18 protein-coding genes and 1 tRNA gene are annotated in these 17,047 nt (G+C 61.1%); 8 read left to right on the top strand and 11 right to left on the bottom strand.

Annotation, left to right across the window (positions count from 1 at the left end; translation table 11 throughout):
- Positions 1-5: 5 nt before the first annotated feature.
- The 9 genes from ACYSTU_RS17915 to ACYSTU_RS17875 are packed head-to-tail and all read right to left on the bottom strand — an operon-like array spanning position 6 to position 9,043.
- Entirely contained in the window at positions 6-953 is a 948-nt protein-coding gene (locus ACYSTU_RS17915) for a peptidylprolyl isomerase (RefSeq protein ID WP_499000522.1), read from the bottom strand.
- Positions 950-1,420: a YbjN domain-containing protein gene (locus ACYSTU_RS17910; RefSeq protein ID WP_499000520.1), complete on the bottom strand. Its 471-nt coding sequence runs from the start codon at positions 1,418-1,420 to the stop codon at positions 950-952. The genes ACYSTU_RS17915 and ACYSTU_RS17910 overlap by 4 nt, the downstream gene beginning before the upstream one ends.
- Positions 1,421-1,437: 17 nt before the next feature.
- Positions 1,438-2,067, bottom strand: a complete 630-nt coding sequence (locus tag ACYSTU_RS17905; protein WP_110599522.1) for a DNA repair protein — start codon at positions 2,065-2,067, stop codon at positions 1,438-1,440.
- 17 nt (positions 2,068-2,084) lie between these two features.
- Positions 2,085-3,782, bottom strand: coding sequence for a putative porin (locus ACYSTU_RS17900; protein WP_499000518.1), 1,698 nt, complete (start codon positions 3,780-3,782; stop codon positions 2,085-2,087).
- 39 nt (positions 3,783-3,821) lie between these two features.
- Positions 3,822-4,526: an energy transducer TonB family protein gene (locus tag ACYSTU_RS17895; protein ID WP_499000516.1), complete on the bottom strand. Its 705-nt coding sequence runs from the start codon at positions 4,524-4,526 to the stop codon at positions 3,822-3,824.
- A gap of 3 nt (positions 4,527-4,529) precedes the next feature.
- Positions 4,530-4,955: an ExbD/TolR family protein gene (locus tag ACYSTU_RS17890; RefSeq protein WP_003201710.1), complete on the bottom strand. Its 426-nt coding sequence runs from the start codon at positions 4,953-4,955 to the stop codon at positions 4,530-4,532.
- Between the two features lie 11 nt (positions 4,956-4,966).
- Positions 4,967-6,766 carry a DUF2341 domain-containing protein gene (locus ACYSTU_RS17885; protein WP_499000511.1) on the bottom strand — a complete coding sequence of 600 codons (1,800 nt, stop codon included), beginning with the start codon at positions 6,764-6,766 and terminating at the stop codon, positions 4,967-4,969.
- 12 nt (positions 6,767-6,778) lie between these two features.
- The gene (locus ACYSTU_RS17880; protein WP_499000508.1) at positions 6,779-8,377 is read right to left on the bottom strand and encodes a ShlB/FhaC/HecB family hemolysin secretion/activation protein; all 1,599 of its coding nucleotides are present in this window, start codon (positions 8,375-8,377) and stop codon (positions 6,779-6,781) included.
- Between the two features lie 54 nt (positions 8,378-8,431).
- On the bottom strand, positions 8,432-9,043 hold the full coding sequence (locus tag ACYSTU_RS17875; protein WP_073474621.1) for a transposase: 612 nt from the start codon (positions 9,041-9,043) through the stop codon (positions 8,432-8,434).
- A gap of 377 nt (positions 9,044-9,420) precedes the next feature.
- Between ACYSTU_RS17875 and ACYSTU_RS17870 the strand changes: the two genes are divergently transcribed.
- The 4 genes from ACYSTU_RS17870 to ACYSTU_RS17855 all read left to right on the top strand — a co-directional run bounded on the left by ACYSTU_RS17870 (position 9,421) and on the right by ACYSTU_RS17855 (position 13,563).
- A complete protein-coding gene (locus ACYSTU_RS17870) occupies positions 9,421-11,043 on the top strand; it encodes an NADP-dependent glyceraldehyde-3-phosphate dehydrogenase (RefSeq protein ID WP_499000503.1) in 1,623 nt (540 codons plus the stop codon).
- Between the two features lie 103 nt (positions 11,044-11,146).
- Positions 11,147-11,503 (top strand): DUF3302 domain-containing protein, encoded by a 357-nt coding sequence (locus ACYSTU_RS17865; RefSeq protein ID WP_110599509.1) that lies wholly within the window; start codon positions 11,147-11,149, stop codon positions 11,501-11,503.
- A 2-nt stretch (positions 11,504-11,505) separates the two neighbouring features.
- Positions 11,506-12,465 (top strand): HlyD family secretion protein, encoded by a 960-nt coding sequence (locus ACYSTU_RS17860; RefSeq protein WP_016774598.1) that lies wholly within the window; start codon positions 11,506-11,508, stop codon positions 12,463-12,465.
- Between the two features lie 57 nt (positions 12,466-12,522).
- Entirely contained in the window at positions 12,523-13,563 is a 1,041-nt protein-coding gene (locus tag ACYSTU_RS17855) for an FUSC family protein (RefSeq protein WP_499000911.1), read from the top strand.
- 3 nt (positions 13,564-13,566) lie between these two features.
- On the opposite strand, the gene ACYSTU_RS17850 is transcribed toward ACYSTU_RS17855, so the two are convergent.
- Positions 13,567-14,460 carry a DMT family transporter gene (locus tag ACYSTU_RS17850; protein ID WP_499000499.1) on the bottom strand — a complete coding sequence of 298 codons (894 nt, stop codon included), beginning with the start codon at positions 14,458-14,460 and terminating at the stop codon, positions 13,567-13,569.
- A gap of 148 nt (positions 14,461-14,608) precedes the next feature.
- Here ACYSTU_RS17850 and ACYSTU_RS17845 point away from each other — a divergent pair, with 148 nt between their 5' ends.
- Both ACYSTU_RS17845 and ACYSTU_RS17840 read left to right on the top strand, forming a co-directional pair.
- Positions 14,609-15,046 carry an Lrp/AsnC family transcriptional regulator gene (locus ACYSTU_RS17845; RefSeq protein ID WP_056785725.1) on the top strand — a complete coding sequence of 146 codons (438 nt, stop codon included), beginning with the start codon at positions 14,609-14,611 and terminating at the stop codon, positions 15,044-15,046.
- A gap of 58 nt (positions 15,047-15,104) precedes the next feature.
- A complete protein-coding gene (locus ACYSTU_RS17840) occupies positions 15,105-15,434 on the top strand; it encodes a YceK/YidQ family lipoprotein (protein WP_125916168.1) in 330 nt (109 codons plus the stop codon).
- 65 nt (positions 15,435-15,499) lie between these two features.
- On the opposite strand, the gene ACYSTU_RS17835 is transcribed toward ACYSTU_RS17840, so the two are convergent.
- Positions 15,500-16,171 (bottom strand): Bax inhibitor-1/YccA family protein, encoded by a 672-nt coding sequence (locus ACYSTU_RS17835; RefSeq protein ID WP_499000494.1) that lies wholly within the window; start codon positions 16,169-16,171, stop codon positions 15,500-15,502.
- A gap of 123 nt (positions 16,172-16,294) precedes the next feature.
- Here ACYSTU_RS17835 and ACYSTU_RS17830 point away from each other — a divergent pair.
- Both ACYSTU_RS17830 and ACYSTU_RS17825 read left to right on the top strand, forming a co-directional pair.
- Positions 16,295-16,382 (top strand) — tRNA-Ser (locus tag ACYSTU_RS17830).
- Positions 16,383-16,754: 372 nt separating this feature from the next.
- Complete coding sequence (locus tag ACYSTU_RS17825; protein WP_425643452.1) at positions 16,755-17,006, top strand: DUF2790 domain-containing protein; 252 nt, start codon at positions 16,755-16,757, stop codon at positions 17,004-17,006.
- Positions 17,007-17,047 lie beyond the last annotated feature (41 nt).

Genomic DNA, 17,047 nt, shown 5'->3' with positions numbered 1-17,047 from the left:
TGACGTCAGTGTTTTTCCTCGAGGATTTTGTTCAGTTCAGCCCCGTCGATGCTCAGGGTGGCGGTATTAAGCATGCCGTCCAGATAAGCCTGGGCGATCTGTTCCTGGCGTTGTGCGCGCAGGGCCTGGGTCAGTTGGTCGCGCAGTTCCTCCAGCGTCGCGGTGCGGGCCGGTTGTTGTTCGGTGAGTTTGATCACGTGGAAGCCGGCGGCGCTTTGCACCGGATCAGACACGGCGCCCACCTTGAGCCGCGCTACAGCGCCACGTACTTCCGGCACCAGCTGTTGCAACGGTTGCAGGCCGGTATCACCGCCCCGCTCTGCCGTGACGCGATCCTGCGAATATTGCGTAGCGAGCGCCGCAAAATCAGCCGGTGCTGATTGCGCCTTCTTGCTCAATTCAGCGGCTTGTTTGCGCACGGTTTCCACATTCGCTGCGTCACTGACGCCAAGGAAAATCTGACTGACCCGATACAGCGCCGGGGTCTGCCAATTGGCCTTGCCGGCGTCGTACGCCTGCTGCAATTCAGCTGCGCTTGGATACTCCGCCGGCACCTGACTCACCGAGCGCAGATAATCACGAAACACGATTTGCTCAGTCGCCGCGCGAGTTTGCCGGGCGACGTCCGGCCGCTGCGCCCAACCCTGCGCATCGGCCTGTTCCAGCACGGCTTTTTCCGCCAGTCGCGAGCGAATCCAGCGCTCCAGCGCCTCACGGTTGCCGCGCAATTGCTCGCGGGTTTGCGCCGGGACAGTGGCCAGCAGCGCCTGCAATTCCTCTGGCGAAACCTGCTGATTGCCCAACCGTGCGACCGCTGGCCCGGCTGCAACCGGCATCACCGGCGACGGCTGCTGAGCGGCAACCGGATCACTGCCCGGCCGCAGCACCAATGCCACGGCCCCCACCAACAACGCCAGCGCTCCGGCGCCGATCACCATGGCAGGCTTTTTCACAGCGCGACTTCCTCTTGTTCGGCGATAGCTGGTTTGGCGGTTTGCACACCAGTGGCCTGACTGAAGTCGCGCAGGTAAACGATGAATTCCTGCAACAGGCGATCCCACAATTCCAGATTGCCGCGCAGGTGCCCGTTGCTCACGCCAGCAGCCACGACCACGTCCATCTCCATGACCAGAAACTCACCCTGCAACGACAACCGTGCAAAACGTCGAGTAGCATTCCACTGCTCTGCGACTCCCTCAGGCAACTCACCCTGCACGCGCAGCGCACAGCTGAAAGTGAAATCAACGAACCCGCCCTGCTCCAGCGCCGGGTTGCCGAACCGCACGGCGTAGCCGATGCCCTGACTGGCGCTGAGCAACTGGACGATGCCGTTCTGTTCGCTCTGGTTGACGCGGTAACCGGCGGCTTGCAGAACGTCGGTCAGCGATTGCGGGGAAACGTGGGTGATCAATTGAGTCATGGCTTTCTTCCTTGCTATCAGTGAGCGATCGCCGCTTGCGGCGCGTCGAATTGGGTTTTGTACAGCTCGTCGCCGAAGCCCTGGGCCAGTTCATCGAACTTGACCCGGGCGCTGCCAGCGAAGGGCTGGCGGATCTTCATCACTTCGGCGACGTCGATGTTTTCGTAGGCCGTGAGGATCTGTTTGGCGACGCCGTACATTTGCTGATTCTTGGCTGAACATTGCTGCACTTGTGTGTCACGTTCCGCCAGTTGCGCTTGCAGCTTCGTGCGTTCGGCTTCTTTGCCACGAGCGAGGACCAGCAATTCGTCATAGGCTTTTTTGAACTTGCCGGTCTGCTCGGCACTGGCCGCGACTTGCGCCTGCGCCTGGCTGTGCAGGCTCTGTTGTTGTCCGGCCAGTTGCTCGGCAAGGCCTTTGGCTTTGGCCAATTCGGCCGTTAGTTGCTTGATCTGCGCTTGGGCAGCCTTGGCTTCGTTCTGCGCCGCCAGTTGCGCGGCGCTGGCCTGGGCCTGTTGGCTTTGCAGGGCCTGCAATTGTTGGGTGGTGCTGCGCAGTTGCGTGCGCAAGCGTTCTTCCATGCCTTCGCCGTTCGCCCCGGTGGCAATCAACAAACCCAGGCCCAGCGCGAGAAAACGCGTGTTCATAAAGCTCTCCCGGCGCCTTAGAAGCGCGTGTTGATCTCAAGCTGCAAGACGTCGATGTCGAACGGCGCGCCGTACACCGCTTCGGTGCTCATCCAGCGACCCGTGGCGGAAACGTTCTTCGCCAGGCCGTAGTTGCCGCCCATGAAATAGCCCTTGGGGTTGGTGCCGCCGAGGTGGAACGACGAGTCGTTGAAGCCGTCCGGCAAGGCGTCCGGCTGGATGTACTTGTAGCCGGCGAACAGGTTCCAGTCGCCCTTGCGCTTGAGGTCCAGCGCGTTGCCGAGGGTGAACTGCACCATCCATGCATTGGCGCCGCTTTCGATCTCGCCGTTGCTGTCGAGGTTGTTGACGATCTGCCCGGCGGAGCGCTTGCGCATGTCGCCTTCGTCGTAGCTGAGGTTGTGGATGTAATTGCCCTGGCTGCGCAGTTTGAAGTCCTGCGGCAGGTCGGCGTCCCACACGACGTTGAGATCGAGCAGGTTGAACTCGGAGGCGAGACCGACGAATTGCGGCTGCGGCGTGGCGCTCGGGTTGAGCGGGTTCGGCGTGATGTCACGCAGCAGGAACACGCTGTTGCCCTTCTGCATGAACGCCGCGCGGGTGCCATCGCTGTCGCAGCCCGGCGCGCCGGCCCACGGTTCACAGGGGCTGGAGCGCTGGCCCTGTATGTCGTCGAAGCGGTAATAGGCCAGCGCACCTTTGAGGCGGTTGTTGCTGTTGATCGCCCATTTCGCGCCGAGCTGCGCGCCGTACAGCCATTTGTTGTCGCTCTCTTCCTTATCGAAACCGTTGCTGCTGGAAGTGTCGTTGGTGTAGTCCACCGGGAACGCGCCGACGGTGCCGAACACGCCCCAATCGCGGTTGAGCTTGTGATCGAAAATCGCCGCCACACCATCGAAATTCAGGTCGTTGGAATAGAGCATGTCGGTGGACATGAACGGATTGGCGAAGCGCCCGCCGGTCAGGGTCAATTCGTCCATTGGCTTCCAGGTCAGGTAGCCCTGATCGAGCCAGATGTCCTTCTTGGCGAAGCCGCCGCCGAGGTTCTGCGTGGTCGATACCGGGTTGTTGTCCGAACCGGTGCCGATGCGAATGCCGGCGGTCCATTCCTCCGAAATCACCGCTTTCATGCCCAGGCGTGCGCGCAGGCGAAAGAGGTTTTCGCGGTCTTCGCGGGTGTTGAGCAACGGCGGCAGGCTGGTGCTGCTGTTGGGATTTACGTCGTACGGGCCATTGTTGTTGAGCTTGGCGAAGTCGACAATTTCGTTGCTGTTGTTGCCCGAGTAGTAACGCGATTCGTCACGCAGGCGAATGTCGCCGTCGAAACTGATGCGCGAGGCCCAGTCCGGGAAGGTATTCGGCGCGGCCCAGTTTTCCTGTTTGGCGGTGGCCATGACCTCGGCTTTGACCTGATCGCGGATCTGGTCACGCACCGCTGCCGGCACGTACTGCACACGCACATCGCCCGGCGCGGCGACCGGCCCGGCCGCGACCGCGGTGGACGCGGCGGCCTGTTTCGCCTGCGCCGCTTCGTTCTGCGCCTGGGCGATCAGCGCGTCAGCCTTGTCCTGTTTGAGAATGCCCTGCTCGACCAGCAAGCGGATCAGATTGATCGTGGCGTTCTCCGACGGCGCAGGCGCTGCCACGGCCTGACCGACCAGGGTCGCAATGACCATGCCGACCGCCAGGGACAATCGATTCACGTTGGAAATCATCTGCACACAACTCCTTTTGCCGAAGCTTGAATAAGTGAATTAACCCGGACGCCGCCCTTGCAGGGACAGGCGCACGGGCAAGGTGATGGAGGCCGGAGGCCGTTCGCTGAGGGCTGGCGCACCGCGTAAAGCGGCCAGCACCTGGGTATCGATTTGCGGGTTGCCACTGGACTTGATCAGCTCGACACGGGTGATCTCGCCGACGCTGCTCAGCCAGACATCGGCCTGCAGCGAGAATGCGAGGTTGCGCAGCTCGGAGTTCTCGCGCAGCAAACGCTGGAAGGTGAACGCGAGAAACTGGCTGTACGTGCCCGTACCCAAACGCCCGCCGCCGGCGCCGGCCATGCCGCCACCCTTGCCCGCGCCGATGTTGAAAGCGTCGCTGCCGGCCTGCGCGTCGCCGTCCATTTGCATCGGGTTGGCCAGATCGTCCGCCGGCGATGGCGGCGCCTCCTCTTCAGGCTTGACCTCCTCCGGCTCCGGCGTTGGCTCGGGCTCGACGACTTTTTCTTCCACCGGCGTTTCCGGCTCTGGCGGTTTCTCCGGCGGCGGTGGTGGCGGTGGCGGCAACGGAATGATCGTCGGCACTTTCGGCGCTTCGCGGCGCACGCCGGCCATGTCGTTGGCCCACTGCCAGAGGAACCACGCGGCGAGCGCGCCGACCAGCAATCCGGCGCCCCACTTCACATAGCGCAACGGCGACTTTTTCACGGGCGGCGGTTCGATCGGGAGTTGTGCGGTCATGACTCAGCCCTGACTCGGTTTGCCGGTGACGAGACCGACCTGGGACAGTTCGAGCCGACGCAGCAGGTCGAGCACTTCGATGACTTTCTGGTACTGCACCGTCGCATCGCCGCGCACGATCACCGGAAAATCCGGGCTCTGTGCTTTCTCGATGCGCAGGCGCTCTTCCAGCTCGGCCAAAGTGACCGGATAGGCATCGAGGAACACCTGGCCGCCGTCGTTGACCGAGATCGCCTTGGTCTTGGCTTCCGACAGCGACACCGAAGCGCTGGCCTTGGGCAGGTTGATCTGGATCCCGGAGACCTGCGCGGTGGCGGTGAGGATGAACATCACCAGCACCACCATCAGCACATCGACCAGCGGAGTGATGTTGATGCTATCGACCGCGGCATCGTCATCATCGTCGTGGGAGGCATTTACGGACGCCATGGCAGTGCTCCTCAGGCCGGTACGGAGTGGTTGGCGTGATGGCCGCGCTGGTGCGACGCCTCACTGAACTGGCTCTCGCCGTGCATTTCCGCCAGCCGGGTGATGAACTCGTCGACGAATACGCGCATGTCGGCGCTGACTTCCTTGTTGCGGGTGATCAGGCGGTTGTAGCCAAACAGCGCGGGGATCGCGACGAACAGGCCCATCGCCGTGGCCAACAGCGCGGCGGCCATACCGGGAGCGATGGCGTTGATGTTGACGTCGCCGGCCATCGCCGTGCCGAGGAACACCACCATGATCCCCAGCACCGTGCCTAGCAGGCCGATATATGGCCCGCCGGCGATAGCGTTGGAGAGGGTCGAGAGTTTCGAACTCAGTTGCTGGTTCTCGCGGGTGCGCACGCCATCCATCGAGCAGCGGATGGCTTCGATGGTCGCCGCTGAAACCGAGGAGGTATCGGCGCCCTGCTCACGACGGGTACGGATCTCTTTGACCGCCACCAGGTACAGGCGCCACAGCGACGAATGCTGCAGACGCTGAGCCAGTTGCGCATCGTCGGCGAACATTTCCAGACGCGTGCCGACCTTGGCGAATTGCACGCGAAAGTCTTCGTTGGCAGCGGTGACGCGACTGAGGCTGCGGTTCTTGCGCAACATGATGATCCACGACTGGAACATCATCAGCACCAGCACGGCGATGATCACCCAGGCGTCGACTGGCACCGCGTTGAGCAGGAAGCCGAGGCTACCGAAGCCAAACCCGGATTGTTCTTCATCGACGCCGTAAGCGACCAGTTTCGACTCGGCGCCTTGCGAGGTGGCATCGGCCAGCAACAGCGCGGCCGGACGGGCGACTTTCGACAGGCGCAGCTCATCAATTGCGCCAGCGAATGGCTGGAACGCGCCTTCCTGCAGATCGGCACCGATGGCCATGACCGAGTTGAACGCCGGCATCGCTTGGGCCAGTGCAGCGCTTTCGCGACCGTTGATGTACAGGGTGACTTTCGAACCCTCGGCGGTCAGTGCGAGGTGTTGCCATTGCCCCGGCGCCAGCGCTTGGGTGGCAGCGGCGCGCTGGCCGTCGATTTCTACGAACGGCAGGCCTTGGCTGACGCCAATCAGCAGACTTTGCGTGCCTTCGCGCCGAGCCAGGATCAGTTGCTCGCCAGAGGCCTGATCCAGACGCAGCCAGGCACTGAAGGTGAACGCGCTGCCGGCGTTGTGTTGCAGCGACGGACTGGCCGGCAGCAACAACGGCTGGCCGCTGAACTGCAAGGCGCGCCCGACGACGCCATCGATCGCTGTGCCGGTCGCGCTTTGCGCGGTGTTGCCGTACGCCGTGGTGTCTTTCGCCGGGGTGCCGGTGGCGCCGTCGAAGTGATACAGCGCGGTGTAATTCGGATCGAAAGTGAGTTGGCCGTTGCCAGTGGCCGGGGCTTTCTGGTTGCCGTAGTACATCCAGATGTCCTGACGCTGACCGCCCTCTACATTCGGCACATCAACCCAGATCAGCGCCATGCCCATCAGCGCATCGAAACTTTCGATCTGGTGGTTGAGCACGGTTTTGTCATCCGCCGCGACGAAGCGCAGATCGGAGCCGTCCTCTTTCACGCCATCGAAGGTGAAGTTGCCGGTGTGCAGGCGCACCAGCAGCGCGGTGCGGCCGAGGGCCTGATTGATCGCCGCGCCTTGTGGCGTGGTGTCGACGGCGATCTGTTTGCGGTAATGCCAGTCGTCCTGCCACCAGGCCTGAGCCGTGGCCGGGAGCACGAAGCCCAGGCAGATCAACAACGAAAGGAAGAGGCGTTGCATGGACGTGCTCCGTTAGAAAGTGGCTTGGAGGTTGAAGTGCAGGCGCGATTCCTGCTTTGAGGTGTTCGGCCCTTCGAGTAGCGGGAAGCCCCAGTCGAGGCTGCCGGACAGCCATTTACTGAGGCTGGCGCGGGTGCCGAGACCGACGCTGGCCAGGGCGTAATTGGCGTCCTGGTCCGGCAGTTCGTCGCGCAGGTAAAGTTGCGCACCCTCGGCGAAGGCGTAGAAGCGCCAGTCCTGCATCCACGTGCCGGCGAATTTCGCCAGCGACGGAGTGCGCAATTCCTGGCTGAGCAGGTAGCCGTCATCAGCTGTGCGCTCAGCCGCGAGATAGCCGCGCACGGATGTGGCGCCACCGGCGGAGAATTGTTCGTTGGAAACCAGCGGCCCCGAGGCGAGTTGGAATGCGGCTTTGCTTGCGCTCTGCCAGTCGCTGTCGAAGGTCCAGGTGTAGTTGGTGTCGCCCTTGAGCACGGCGAAACTCGGTTTGGCGCGATAGCGTTTGTAGTCGAAGTCTTCGTCGTCGCTGCCGTAGCCGAACACGCTGCGCGTGGCGGCAACCAGACTCAGGCCGAGGCCGAGCTGGCTTTTTTCGCTGTAGCGAAAGCCGTTGTAGGCGAAGGTGAACGGTGCGTATTTGAGCGGCACCTTGTCGCTTTCGCCGGACAGGCTCAGGCGCTCGTCGAAGTCCTTGAAGTCGATGCCGGCCGACAGCGAGTTCGACCAGTTGCTGCTCGAGGGCAGCGTGTAAATCGCCGAGACACCGTAAGAATGACCCTTGCCGAGCACGTTGCTGCCGCCGATGGTGGCGACGTTGCTGTCGGACTGGTAACCGGAGAACTGCACGCTCCAGCGCTCGCTCAGCGGCGCGGTGTAGGACCCCGACCAGACCTTGGCGTTGTCGGTTTCCTGCGGCGCGGTGAAGAACGTCAGGTTGACGCTGTGGCCGAGCTGCCAAAGGTTGTTGTAACCGAGACTGGCGACGCTGCGCAGCTTTTCGGTGTCAGCGCTGTAGTCGTTATTGAGGCCGACGCTGGCAGTCCACGGGTTCTGGTCTTCGACCTGCAAATCGACATCCATGGTGCCGGGGCGCTGCCCTTCGCGCACCAGCGGCATGACCTGGCGACCGGGGGTCTTGTTGAGCTGCGCGAGTTCGCCCTGGACTTTGGCAAAGTCCGGCACCTCGCCTTCTTTCAGCGCCGGGACGTTGTCGCGGATATCCAGCGGCGAATAGTGTTTGGCGCCGACCACGCGCACCCGGCCGACCTTGGTTTCGCTGACTTGCAGATAGACGATGCCATCGGCCACGGCCTGCTCGGGCAGCTCGACAAACACCGATTGATAGCCGCGTTCCTGATAGGCCTTCTGCAGCGCATCGCGGGCGCCTTCGATGTCGCTCAAGGCTTTCTGCGGGCCGAGAAACGGGTACACCGCTTCTTCGATCGCCCGCGCATCGAGCACGGTATTGCCGCGCACGAAGTATTCGTTGACGTCGACCAGTCGCTGCGCGGCGGGCGCTTCTGTGCCCTCCTCGGCCAGCGCCGGCTGCGCGCCCGCCGTCACCAGCAGCCAGCCCCACAGCGCCAGCCGTGACGTGAAAATCCGTTCCACATTACCCCCTGAAATTCGCGATGACCTGTGGGCGTTAGCGCCCGGTGTGCTGCGTCAATTGCTGATCGTTGTGGCGCAGGCGTGCTTGCCAAGCCAGGTGTGCAACAGCGCAAAGTTCAGCGAGAACTCGGGCATTTGCAGCAAGGCACCGCAGAACACTTCGCCGATGATTTTCTGAATCAGCAGCACCGCGCGCGGCTCGTTGAGCAGCGTGGCGATGTCACGGCTGAGGGCGGTGAAACTCCAGACTTTCTGGTTCAGGCCAAGGCCGACGAACCAGCGGAACAGCAGGTTGTAATTGAGCTGTTCATAGAGCTGCTGTTCGCTGGGCACCGAATACAGCAATTGCAGGAGCAGGATGTGCATCACCGTCTGCGCGGGAATGAGCATGCCGGGTGCGGCGTTGAGGTCGTGCAGCAGGTCCTGGTGGGCGTCGAGCAGATCGTCGATCTGCGGGCGCAGCAACACCAGCGAATGGCCCGGCGGAATGTAGCTGGACACTTCTTTCAGAGCGCCCTGCCAGTCCTCCTGCGAGACGATCCAGACCCACGGCGCGCCGTAGCGATACACCGAAACCGGCTTCTTGCGCGCCGCTTCGACGATCTTCGACAGGCGTTGATCGAGCTCCTGCATGCCCACTTTCGAATAGCGTTCCATAGTCCCCATTGCCTCACTCCCGGCGTCCCGCCCCGACTCGCAAAGTGCGCCCCGAAAGGCTCCTCAAGCGCGTTACACAGGCATGACCGGACTGGCAAAGGGCTACCGAACTTTTGTCATAAAAGCTTCATTACCGAAGACAGACTGACTGATTTACACGATCGACCGTGGGAGCGAGCCTGCTCGCGAAAGCGCTGTGTCAGGCAATGAGGATGTTGAATGCGCCGCCGCCTTCGCGAGCAGGCTCGCTCCCACAGGGGTGGACTGTGGTTGCACCGTTGCGTGACATTCGCGTGACATTCACAGGGTTAAATCCCGGCCCATTCAGGCGTATAACCTTCACAAGACTTTCAATCGGCACGCCGACTTCAACACAGGGTAGTGACATGACAGCAAACATCCTTGGCAACCTGTTCCCTTCGGTCAGCGACATCCCCGAAAAATATCGCCTCGACGCTCAGGTCGAGCAGCGCGAATACCTGGTCGATGGTCAATTGCGCCGCTGGGACGGCCCGCTCGCGCAGGTGCGCAGCCCGGTTTATCTGAAAAGCGAAAACGGCGAAGAACAGGTGATCCTCGGCAGCACGCCGCTGCTGGATGCCGACACCGCGCTCACCGCTCTCGACGCTGCCGTTCGCGCTTACGATAGAGGTCAGGGCCTGTGGCCGACCATGCGCGTGGCCGAGCGCATCCAGCACGTCGAAGCATTCCTCGGCCGCATGCGCGAGCAGCGCGAGGCGGTGGTCAAGCTGCTGATGTGGGAGATCGGCAAGAACCTCAAGGACTCGGAAAAAGAGTTCGACCGCACCTGCGATTACATCGTCGACACCATCAATGCATTGAAAGAACTCGACCGCCGTTCCAGCCGCTTCGAGCTGGAGCAGGACACCCTCGGCCAGATCCGCCGCGTGCCGCTCGGCGTCGCCTTGTGCATGGGGCCTTACAACTACCCGCTGAACGAAACCTTCACCACGCTGATTCCGGCACTGATCATGGGCAACACCGTGGTGTTCAAACCGGCCAAGCTCGGCGTGCTGCTGATTCGCCCGTTGCTCGAAGCCTTCCGCGACAGCTTCCCGAGCGGCGTCATCAACGTCATCTACGGTAGCGGCCGCGAGACCGTCAGCGCTTTGATGGCCAGCGGCAAGATCGACATCTTTGCCTTCATCGGCACCAACAAGGCTGCCAGTGACCTGAAAAAGCTGCACCCGAAACCACACCGTTTGCGCGCGGCTCTGGGTCTGGACGCCAAGAACCCGGGTATCGTCCTGCCCGAAGTCGATCTCGACAACGCCGTCAGCGAAGCGGTCACCGGTTCGCTGTCGTTCAACGGTCAGCGCTGCACCGCACTGAAAATTCTTTTCGTGCATGAAGACGTGGTCGACAGCTTCATCGAGAAATTCAACGCCAGACTGGCCACGCTCAAACCGGGCATGCCGTGGGACAGCGGCGTGGCGCTGACGCCGCTGCCGGAGTCGGGCAAGGTCGATTATCTGCATGGTCTGGTCGCGGATGCGCAAAGCAAAGGCGCCCACGTGGTCAACCCGAATGGTGGCGAGTCCCACGCCTCGTTCTTCTACCCGGCAGTGCTCTATCCGGTGAACCCGCAGATGCGTGTGTATCAGGAAGAACAGTTCGGCCCGGTCGTGCCCATCGTGCCGTACCGCCACCTCGATACCGTGATCGACTACGTGCTGGAATCCGATTTCGGCCAGCAGTTGAGCATCTTCGGCACCAACCCGGTGGCGGTCGGCCGGCTGGTTGACACCTTTGCCAATCAGGTCGGGCGGATCAACCTCAACGCCCAGTGCCAGCGCGGCCCGGACACTTACCCGTTCAATGGCCGCAAAAACTCCGCCGAAGGCACGCTCTCGGTTCACGATGCCTTGCGGGTGTTTTCGATCCGTACGCTGGTGGCGACCAAGTTCCAGGAGAGCAACAAGGACCTGATCAGCGAGATCATTCGCGGGCGTGATTCGAGTTTCCTGACCACCGATTACATCTTTTGACGGGTGATCGGCAGGATTGAATGATCCTGCCGATCCGTCAGCCCCCCCGGCCATTCAGTGACTACACTGAGGCCAGCATTGCTGGATGCCCGGGAGGCTGACCATGCTCGATTACTTCGCATTGGGTCTGTTGGTTTTTGTCGGTCTCGTGCTGTTTTACGGGATCATCGTGCTGCATGACATTCCGTACGAAATCGCCGTTCATCGCAACCACCCGCACCAGGACGCGATCCATGCCACGGGCTGGGTCAGTCTGTTCACTTTGCATGCACTCTGGCCGTTTCTGTGGATCTGGGCGATGGCTTATCGCGAGGACCGCGGTTGGGGGTTCGGCGATGGCAAACCCATTCAGAATCACGTCAATCAACTGGAGCAGCAGGTCGTCGAGCTGCAAGCCCGGATCGAGCGGCTCGAAGCGCAGTCGCCGGTTGCGCCTCACTCTGACAGCCGGGGGATCTGAGCATGGATCTGTTGCTCATCCTCACGTACGCCGCACTCTGCGTCGCCATCTTCAAGATCTTCCGCATTCCGCTGAATAAATGGACGGTGCCCACCGCTGTCCTGGGTGGCGTGCTGATCATCGGCGCGCTGATTTTCACCATGAACTACAACCATCCCTATTCCGAGGTGGCGCGCTCCTACTTTGTCTCGGTCCCGGTCATTCCGATCATCAGTGGCCAGGTGATCGACGTGCCGGTTAAGGGCAACGAACCCCTGGAAAAAGGCGACGTGCTGTTCCGCATCGATCCCACGCCTTTCCAGAACCGCTTGAAATCGCTCAAGGCGCAACTGGTTGCAGCCAAGGGCGACCGCTACCGCATCACCGAACTGATACGCCGCAACTTCGGCACCCAGCGTGAACTGGACGCGGCCATCGCCCGCACCGACGATCTGCAGGCGCAACTGGACAACGCTCAATTTGAACTGGACAACACTGTGGTTCGAGCGCCGAGCAAAGGCTTCGTCACCCACGTTTCCCTGCGCCCTGGAATGATGGCGAGCAAGCTGCCGCTGCGCCCGTCGATGGTGTTTATTCCGCAGGAAGGTCAGTACTTCGCCGCTTGGATGCGTCAGAACAGCCTGCTGCGTCTGACCGTGGGCGACGAGGCCGAAGTCGCCTTCGATGGCATACCCGGCAAAGTCTTCGCGGGGCGAGTGAAAAGCGTGATCGGGGTGATCGCCGAGGGCCAGGTGCAACCTTCCGGCACGCTGATCAGCTACACCGGCTCACCACCGGCCGGACGGGTGCCGGTGATCATTGAAATCACTGACCCGGCGTTCGCCGAATACAGCGCGCTCATGCCGGGCGGCGCCTACGGGCAAGCGGCGCTTTACAGTCAGCACTTTCATCACATCGGCGCGATGCGCAAAATCCTGCTGCGCATGTCCGCCTGGATGAATTACATTTTCCCCTTCCATTGATTTGATTGACGTACGAGGTTCGCACTGACTACTTACAGCACCCACCGCCTGCCACCGCTGTTGCGCCGTATCCTGCGTCCGTTACTGGACCCGTATCGGCGCTACCGTCACGCCCGCCTGATCCATTCCGTGCGGGTGGCGTTGGGGTTGCTGGCGACGATTCTGCTGACCACCGGCATCAACCTGCCCCACGGCGAATGGGCGTCAGTGACCATGCTGGTGGTGATCGGCGGTTTGCAGCATCACGGCAACATTGGCAAAAAAGCCGCCGAGCGCGCCATCGGCACCCTGATCGGTGCAGGGGTCGGATTGGCCTTGGTGGCGAAGCACGCCTGGCTGGGCATGCCGTGGCTGACCTATTTTTCCATGGCCGTGGTCTGTGGGTTTTTCTCTTATCACGCGATTGGCAAGGGCGGCTACACCGCCCTGCTCTCGGCGATCACGGTGTTCATCGTCGCCGGGCATGGCGACAACCCGATCACCGATGGTCTGTGGCGCGGCGTCGACATCCTGATCGGCATCGCCCTCGCCCTGGCGTTTTCCTTCGCCCTGCCGCTGTACGCGGTCTACTCGTGGCGTTACAACCTCGCCGATGCCTTGCGCGATTGCGCCACGGTGTACGGGCGCATCATCAACGGTGAAGCGGTCAGCGCCGACGAGCATGTGCGGCTGATGAGCAAGGTGAGTGCGGTGATGGTGCAGTTGCGCTCGCTAATGCCGTCGGTGTCCAAGGAAGTGAAAATTTCCATGACCGAGCTCGACGCGATTCAGCGCAACCTGCGCATGTGCATCAGCACGCTGGAGATCCTCGGCAATATCCGCCCCAACGCAAGTGACCCGCAGGCCACGGCACATCTGCAAACGGCACTGAAGGCTGAGCACCGGCAGATTCGTGTGCAGCTGATCGGCATGGCTCGCGCGTTGAAAACCGGGGCCTCGCAACGGCTGGAGCGACCGATGGAGCTGCCAGCAGCGGACCTTGATGCGCCAGTCGCCAATACGCTCGACGGCTATCGGATGCTGACCCGGCAACTGGCGGCCAATATCAGCGAGATGCGCCAGCGCTTGGCAGCAACCGCACCGCGCTGGAACATCTGATCCTTACTGCGCCGCCAGCCGCCGGGATTTCCAGCCCCAACCTTGTTGCATGCCGGCGGCCGCCAGCAGGATCGCTGCGACGCCTATCCATTGCAGCAATTCGAGGCGATGGCCGAAGGCGAACCAGTCAACGAAGATCGCAGCGATCGGATAGATAAAGGACAGCGCGCCGGTCAATGCCGTCGGCAGCTTTTGAATCGCGCCGTACAGCAAAACGTACATCAGACCGGTGTGCACGATCCCGAGAGTCAGCAGACTCGCCCAGGCATCGACGCCTTGCGGCAACGCATCGAAATGCGCAAAAGGCGCGAGCAACAAGACCCCGGTGCAGACTTGAATCAGCGCGATCAGATGCGGCGGCGTGCCGGTCAGGCGCTTGATGATCAGTGCCGCGATCGCATACAGAAACGCCGCGCCCAACGCCAGGGCAATCCCCATCAAGTAATCGTTACCCTCCTCGCCTTGCGTGCCATGGGCGCTGACGATCGCCAGCATGCCCATGAACGAAATCGCCAGCCAGAACAGTTTCTGCAGGGTAATTTTCTCGCCGAGGAACAACGCTGCCAAACCGACCAGCATGAACGGCTGCACGTTATAGACTGCGGTGCCGATGGCAATCGAGGCGCGGGAATAGGATGCGAACAGCAGCACCCAATTGCCGACAATCGCCATTCCACTGAGCACCGCCAGCAGAAACGTTGTACGGGTCAGCATCCCCGGACGCAGGAAGCCGAACGCGGCGCAGACCAACAGCAACGTACCGGCGCCGAACACGCAGCGCCAGAACACCACGTCGAGCACCGGTTGCCCGGACACCAGCACAAACCAGCCGATCGTCCCCGATATCAGCATGGCGGCGGTCATTTCCAGCGAGCCGCGGCGAATTGCGTTGTCCATTATTGTTCTCCTGAGGCTGTGAGCGAAGCATGGCAAAAGTATGCCAAGCGCACCTCGGGCTGCTCCAGCGCATAAAGCAGGCTAAACTTGGTTTTCGCCTTTTTTATCGAGGGTGATTTGCGCCCTTCGCCTAATCCGGAGTTTGAATGTGACTGACGATATCGATCAGATCCTCATCAGCGCGCTGATGGAAGACTCGCGGCGCTCGCTCAAAGCGCTGGCGCAGATCAGCGGCTTGTCATCGCCCAGCGTGGCCGAGCGGTTGCGGCGGCTGGAAGAACGCGGCGTGCTCAAGGGCTACACGGTGGAGATTGATCCGAAATGCTTCGGCTATCAGTTGCAGGCGATCGTTCGCGTACGGCCGCTGCCAGGGCAACTGCAGGAGGTTGAGCGGCAGATCATGTCGATTCCGGAGTTCACCGAGTGCGACAAGGTCACCGGTGACGACTGCTTTATCGCCCGCCTGCACGTGCGCTCGATGGAGCAGCTCGATACCCTGCTCGACCGACTGAATACGTTGGCCGAAACCAACACCGCGATCGTCAAGAAGACCCCGGTCAAGCGACGCCTGCCACCGATGGCGTAGGTGTCTTTTACCAATGAACAGGGTAGATTGGGGTTTTTCGCGGCTAAGGAATGGCGCTATGAAAACTCAGGCTATGCTGCTGGCGGCCCTGCTGCTCGGCGGTTGTGGCACGATTCAAACGGTGGCGCGCGACGACCAGGCTGCCATTGACGGGCTCAAGCAGCAGAAAAGTTATTGCGGCGCGGTGCCGAGAATCTACAGCGGCCTCGCTTATGACTTCTGCACGCTGAACGCTCCGCTGGCCTCAGGCATCGATCCCGATGATCACCGCAACGCGGCCATTCCGGTGGTGCTGGTGGACGCCGTGGTCTCCGGCGCGCTCGACACCTTGCTCCTGCCCTACACGATCTACCGTCAGCAAGTGGACGGCAGCATCGTCATCAACTGAGCAGACACTTTTCTCCAGACGATAAAAAACCCGCCGAAGCGGGTTTTTTATTGCAGCCATTACGATCAGTCGTCGCGGCTCATGATGCCGAACAGTTGCAGCAGGCTGACGAACAGGTTGTAGATCGATACATACAGGCTGATGGTCGCCATGATGTAGTTGCGCTCGCCGCCGTGGATGATCGCGCTGGTCTGGAACAGAATGCAGACCGACGAGAACAGCACGAAGCCGGCGCTGATCGCCAGTTGCAGGCCGCTGATCTGGAAGAAGAAGCTCGCCAGTGTAGCGCCCAGCAGGACAAAGAAACCTGCGGTGATGAAGCCACCGAGGAAGCTCATGTCCTTGCGGGTGATCAGCACGTAGGCCGACAGACCACCGAACACCAGTGCGGTCATGGCGAAAGCCGAGCTGACCACTTCAGCGCCGCCCTGCATGCCCAGGTAACGGTTGAGGATCGGGCCGAGCAGGAAACCCATGAAACCGGTCAACGCGAAGGCGGATACCAGGCCCCACGCGGAATCACGGAGTTTGTTGGTGAGGAAGAACAGCCCGTAGAAGCCGATCAGCACGACGAAAATGTTCGGGTAGCCGACACGCATCTGCTGGGCTACGAAGGCCATCACACCGCTGAATGCGAGGGTCAGAGCCAAGAGACCATAAGTGTTGCGCAGGACGCGGCTAACCTCTAGCTGCTCAGCCTGCAAGCTGTTATTAACTGCGTAATCCTGTTCGCGCATGGCGACACTCCTGTTGGTTTGAAACGTTCAGTCGCAAAGATCATAACAGACGCTCTGTAACAAGCCATGCAGAGAGTTTGACAGTGTGTTTCATTCAGGTATTATGGCGCCCGCAACGCAAACGGAGGTGTGGCCGAGTGGTTTAAGGCAACGGTCTTGAAAACCGTCGACTGTAACAGGTCCATGAGTTCGAATCCCATCGCCTCCGCCATCTTTATACGACAAAGCCCTGATTATTCAGGGCTTTGTCTTTTCTGGGATTCGGGAATTTTCCTACGTCCTCTCTGGATCGTTTCCGCATCTTTTCGGTCATTTCCGCAACTATGCCTCTCTGTCACTGCTGCGCGCCCCCAAAAATTATTTGATTAGACCTCGAAACTCAGGAGTATGTGGCCGCCTTTGATAGGCAGTTTTCGCCCAACAGTGCGACGGCCGCAGATCAAAAAGCGCTAACATCAGACGCCTCAGCATTGTGTTTGGAAATGATAAAAGTCTTTCCCGGATTCGCGCCTGTTTCCGCAAAACCCTCAAGCCTAAAGTTCGTCCTGCCAGCAACATCACACTTACTTTAGGAAACCTCATCATGAAAACGGCAATGATCATCGTCGCACTCTTGGGCTTCAGCTCTGTGGTAGCAGCGCAGGACGGTTCTGCAACGACTAAACAGGTCGAGCAATATCGCTACGGTACCCACCTGGATGTCGCCAAGGTCATCTCTGAAGAACCGGTGCCGGATGTTTGCGCAGTGGTACGGACGCACATGACCTACCAGGATTCGCAAGGCAAAAGCCATGTACTGGCCTATAACGTCATGGGCCGTTGCAGCCAGGGCTAAGTCAGCTGTTCGCCCATCATTGCGCCTCGGAGAGTAGTCTC

The organism is Pseudomonas glycinis (genome assembly GCF_054871425.1).
The sequence above is the reverse complement of the archived record's forward strand: the minus strand, read 5'-3'. Positions and strand labels throughout refer to the sequence as shown.

What these genes read in the sequence shown, in the direction of transcription:
- ACYSTU_RS17865 (WP_110599509.1), top strand. Translation starts at nt 11,147, where the DNA reads ATGCTCGATTACTTCGCATTGGGTCTGTTGGTTTTTGTCGGTCTCGTG.
- ACYSTU_RS17895 (WP_499000516.1), bottom strand. Translation starts at nt 4,526, where the DNA reads ATGACCGCACAACTCCCGATCGAACCGCCGCCCGTGAAAAAGTCGCCG.
- ACYSTU_RS17870 (WP_499000503.1), top strand. Translation starts at nt 9,421, where the DNA reads ATGACAGCAAACATCCTTGGCAACCTGTTCCCTTCGGTCAGCGACATC.
- ACYSTU_RS17850 (WP_499000499.1), bottom strand. Translation starts at nt 14,460, where the DNA reads ATGGACAACGCAATTCGCCGCGGCTCGCTGGAAATGACCGCCGCCATG.
- ACYSTU_RS17875 (WP_073474621.1), bottom strand. Translation starts at nt 9,043, where the DNA reads ATGGGGACTATGGAACGCTATTCGAAAGTGGGCATGCAGGAGCTCGAT.
- ACYSTU_RS17825 (WP_425643452.1), top strand. Translation starts at nt 16,755, where the DNA reads ATGAAAACGGCAATGATCATCGTCGCACTCTTGGGCTTCAGCTCTGTG.
- ACYSTU_RS17835 (WP_499000494.1), bottom strand. Translation starts at nt 16,171, where the DNA reads ATGCGCGAACAGGATTACGCAGTTAATAACAGCTTGCAGGCTGAGCAG.
- ACYSTU_RS17900 (WP_499000518.1), bottom strand. Translation starts at nt 3,782, where the DNA reads ATGATTTCCAACGTGAATCGATTGTCCCTGGCGGTCGGCATGGTCATT.
- ACYSTU_RS17885 (WP_499000511.1), bottom strand. Translation starts at nt 6,766, where the DNA reads ATGCAACGCCTCTTCCTTTCGTTGTTGATCTGCCTGGGCTTCGTGCTC.
- ACYSTU_RS17840 (WP_125916168.1), top strand. Translation starts at nt 15,105, where the DNA reads ATGAAAACTCAGGCTATGCTGCTGGCGGCCCTGCTGCTCGGCGGTTGT.
- ACYSTU_RS17910 (WP_499000520.1), bottom strand. Translation starts at nt 1,420, where the DNA reads ATGACTCAATTGATCACCCACGTTTCCCCGCAATCGCTGACCGACGTT.
- ACYSTU_RS17890 (WP_003201710.1), bottom strand. Translation starts at nt 4,955, where the DNA reads ATGGCGTCCGTAAATGCCTCCCACGACGATGATGACGATGCCGCGGTC.
- ACYSTU_RS17905 (WP_110599522.1), bottom strand. Translation starts at nt 2,067, where the DNA reads ATGAACACGCGTTTTCTCGCGCTGGGCCTGGGTTTGTTGATTGCCACC.
- ACYSTU_RS17860 (WP_016774598.1), top strand. Translation starts at nt 11,506, where the DNA reads ATGGATCTGTTGCTCATCCTCACGTACGCCGCACTCTGCGTCGCCATC.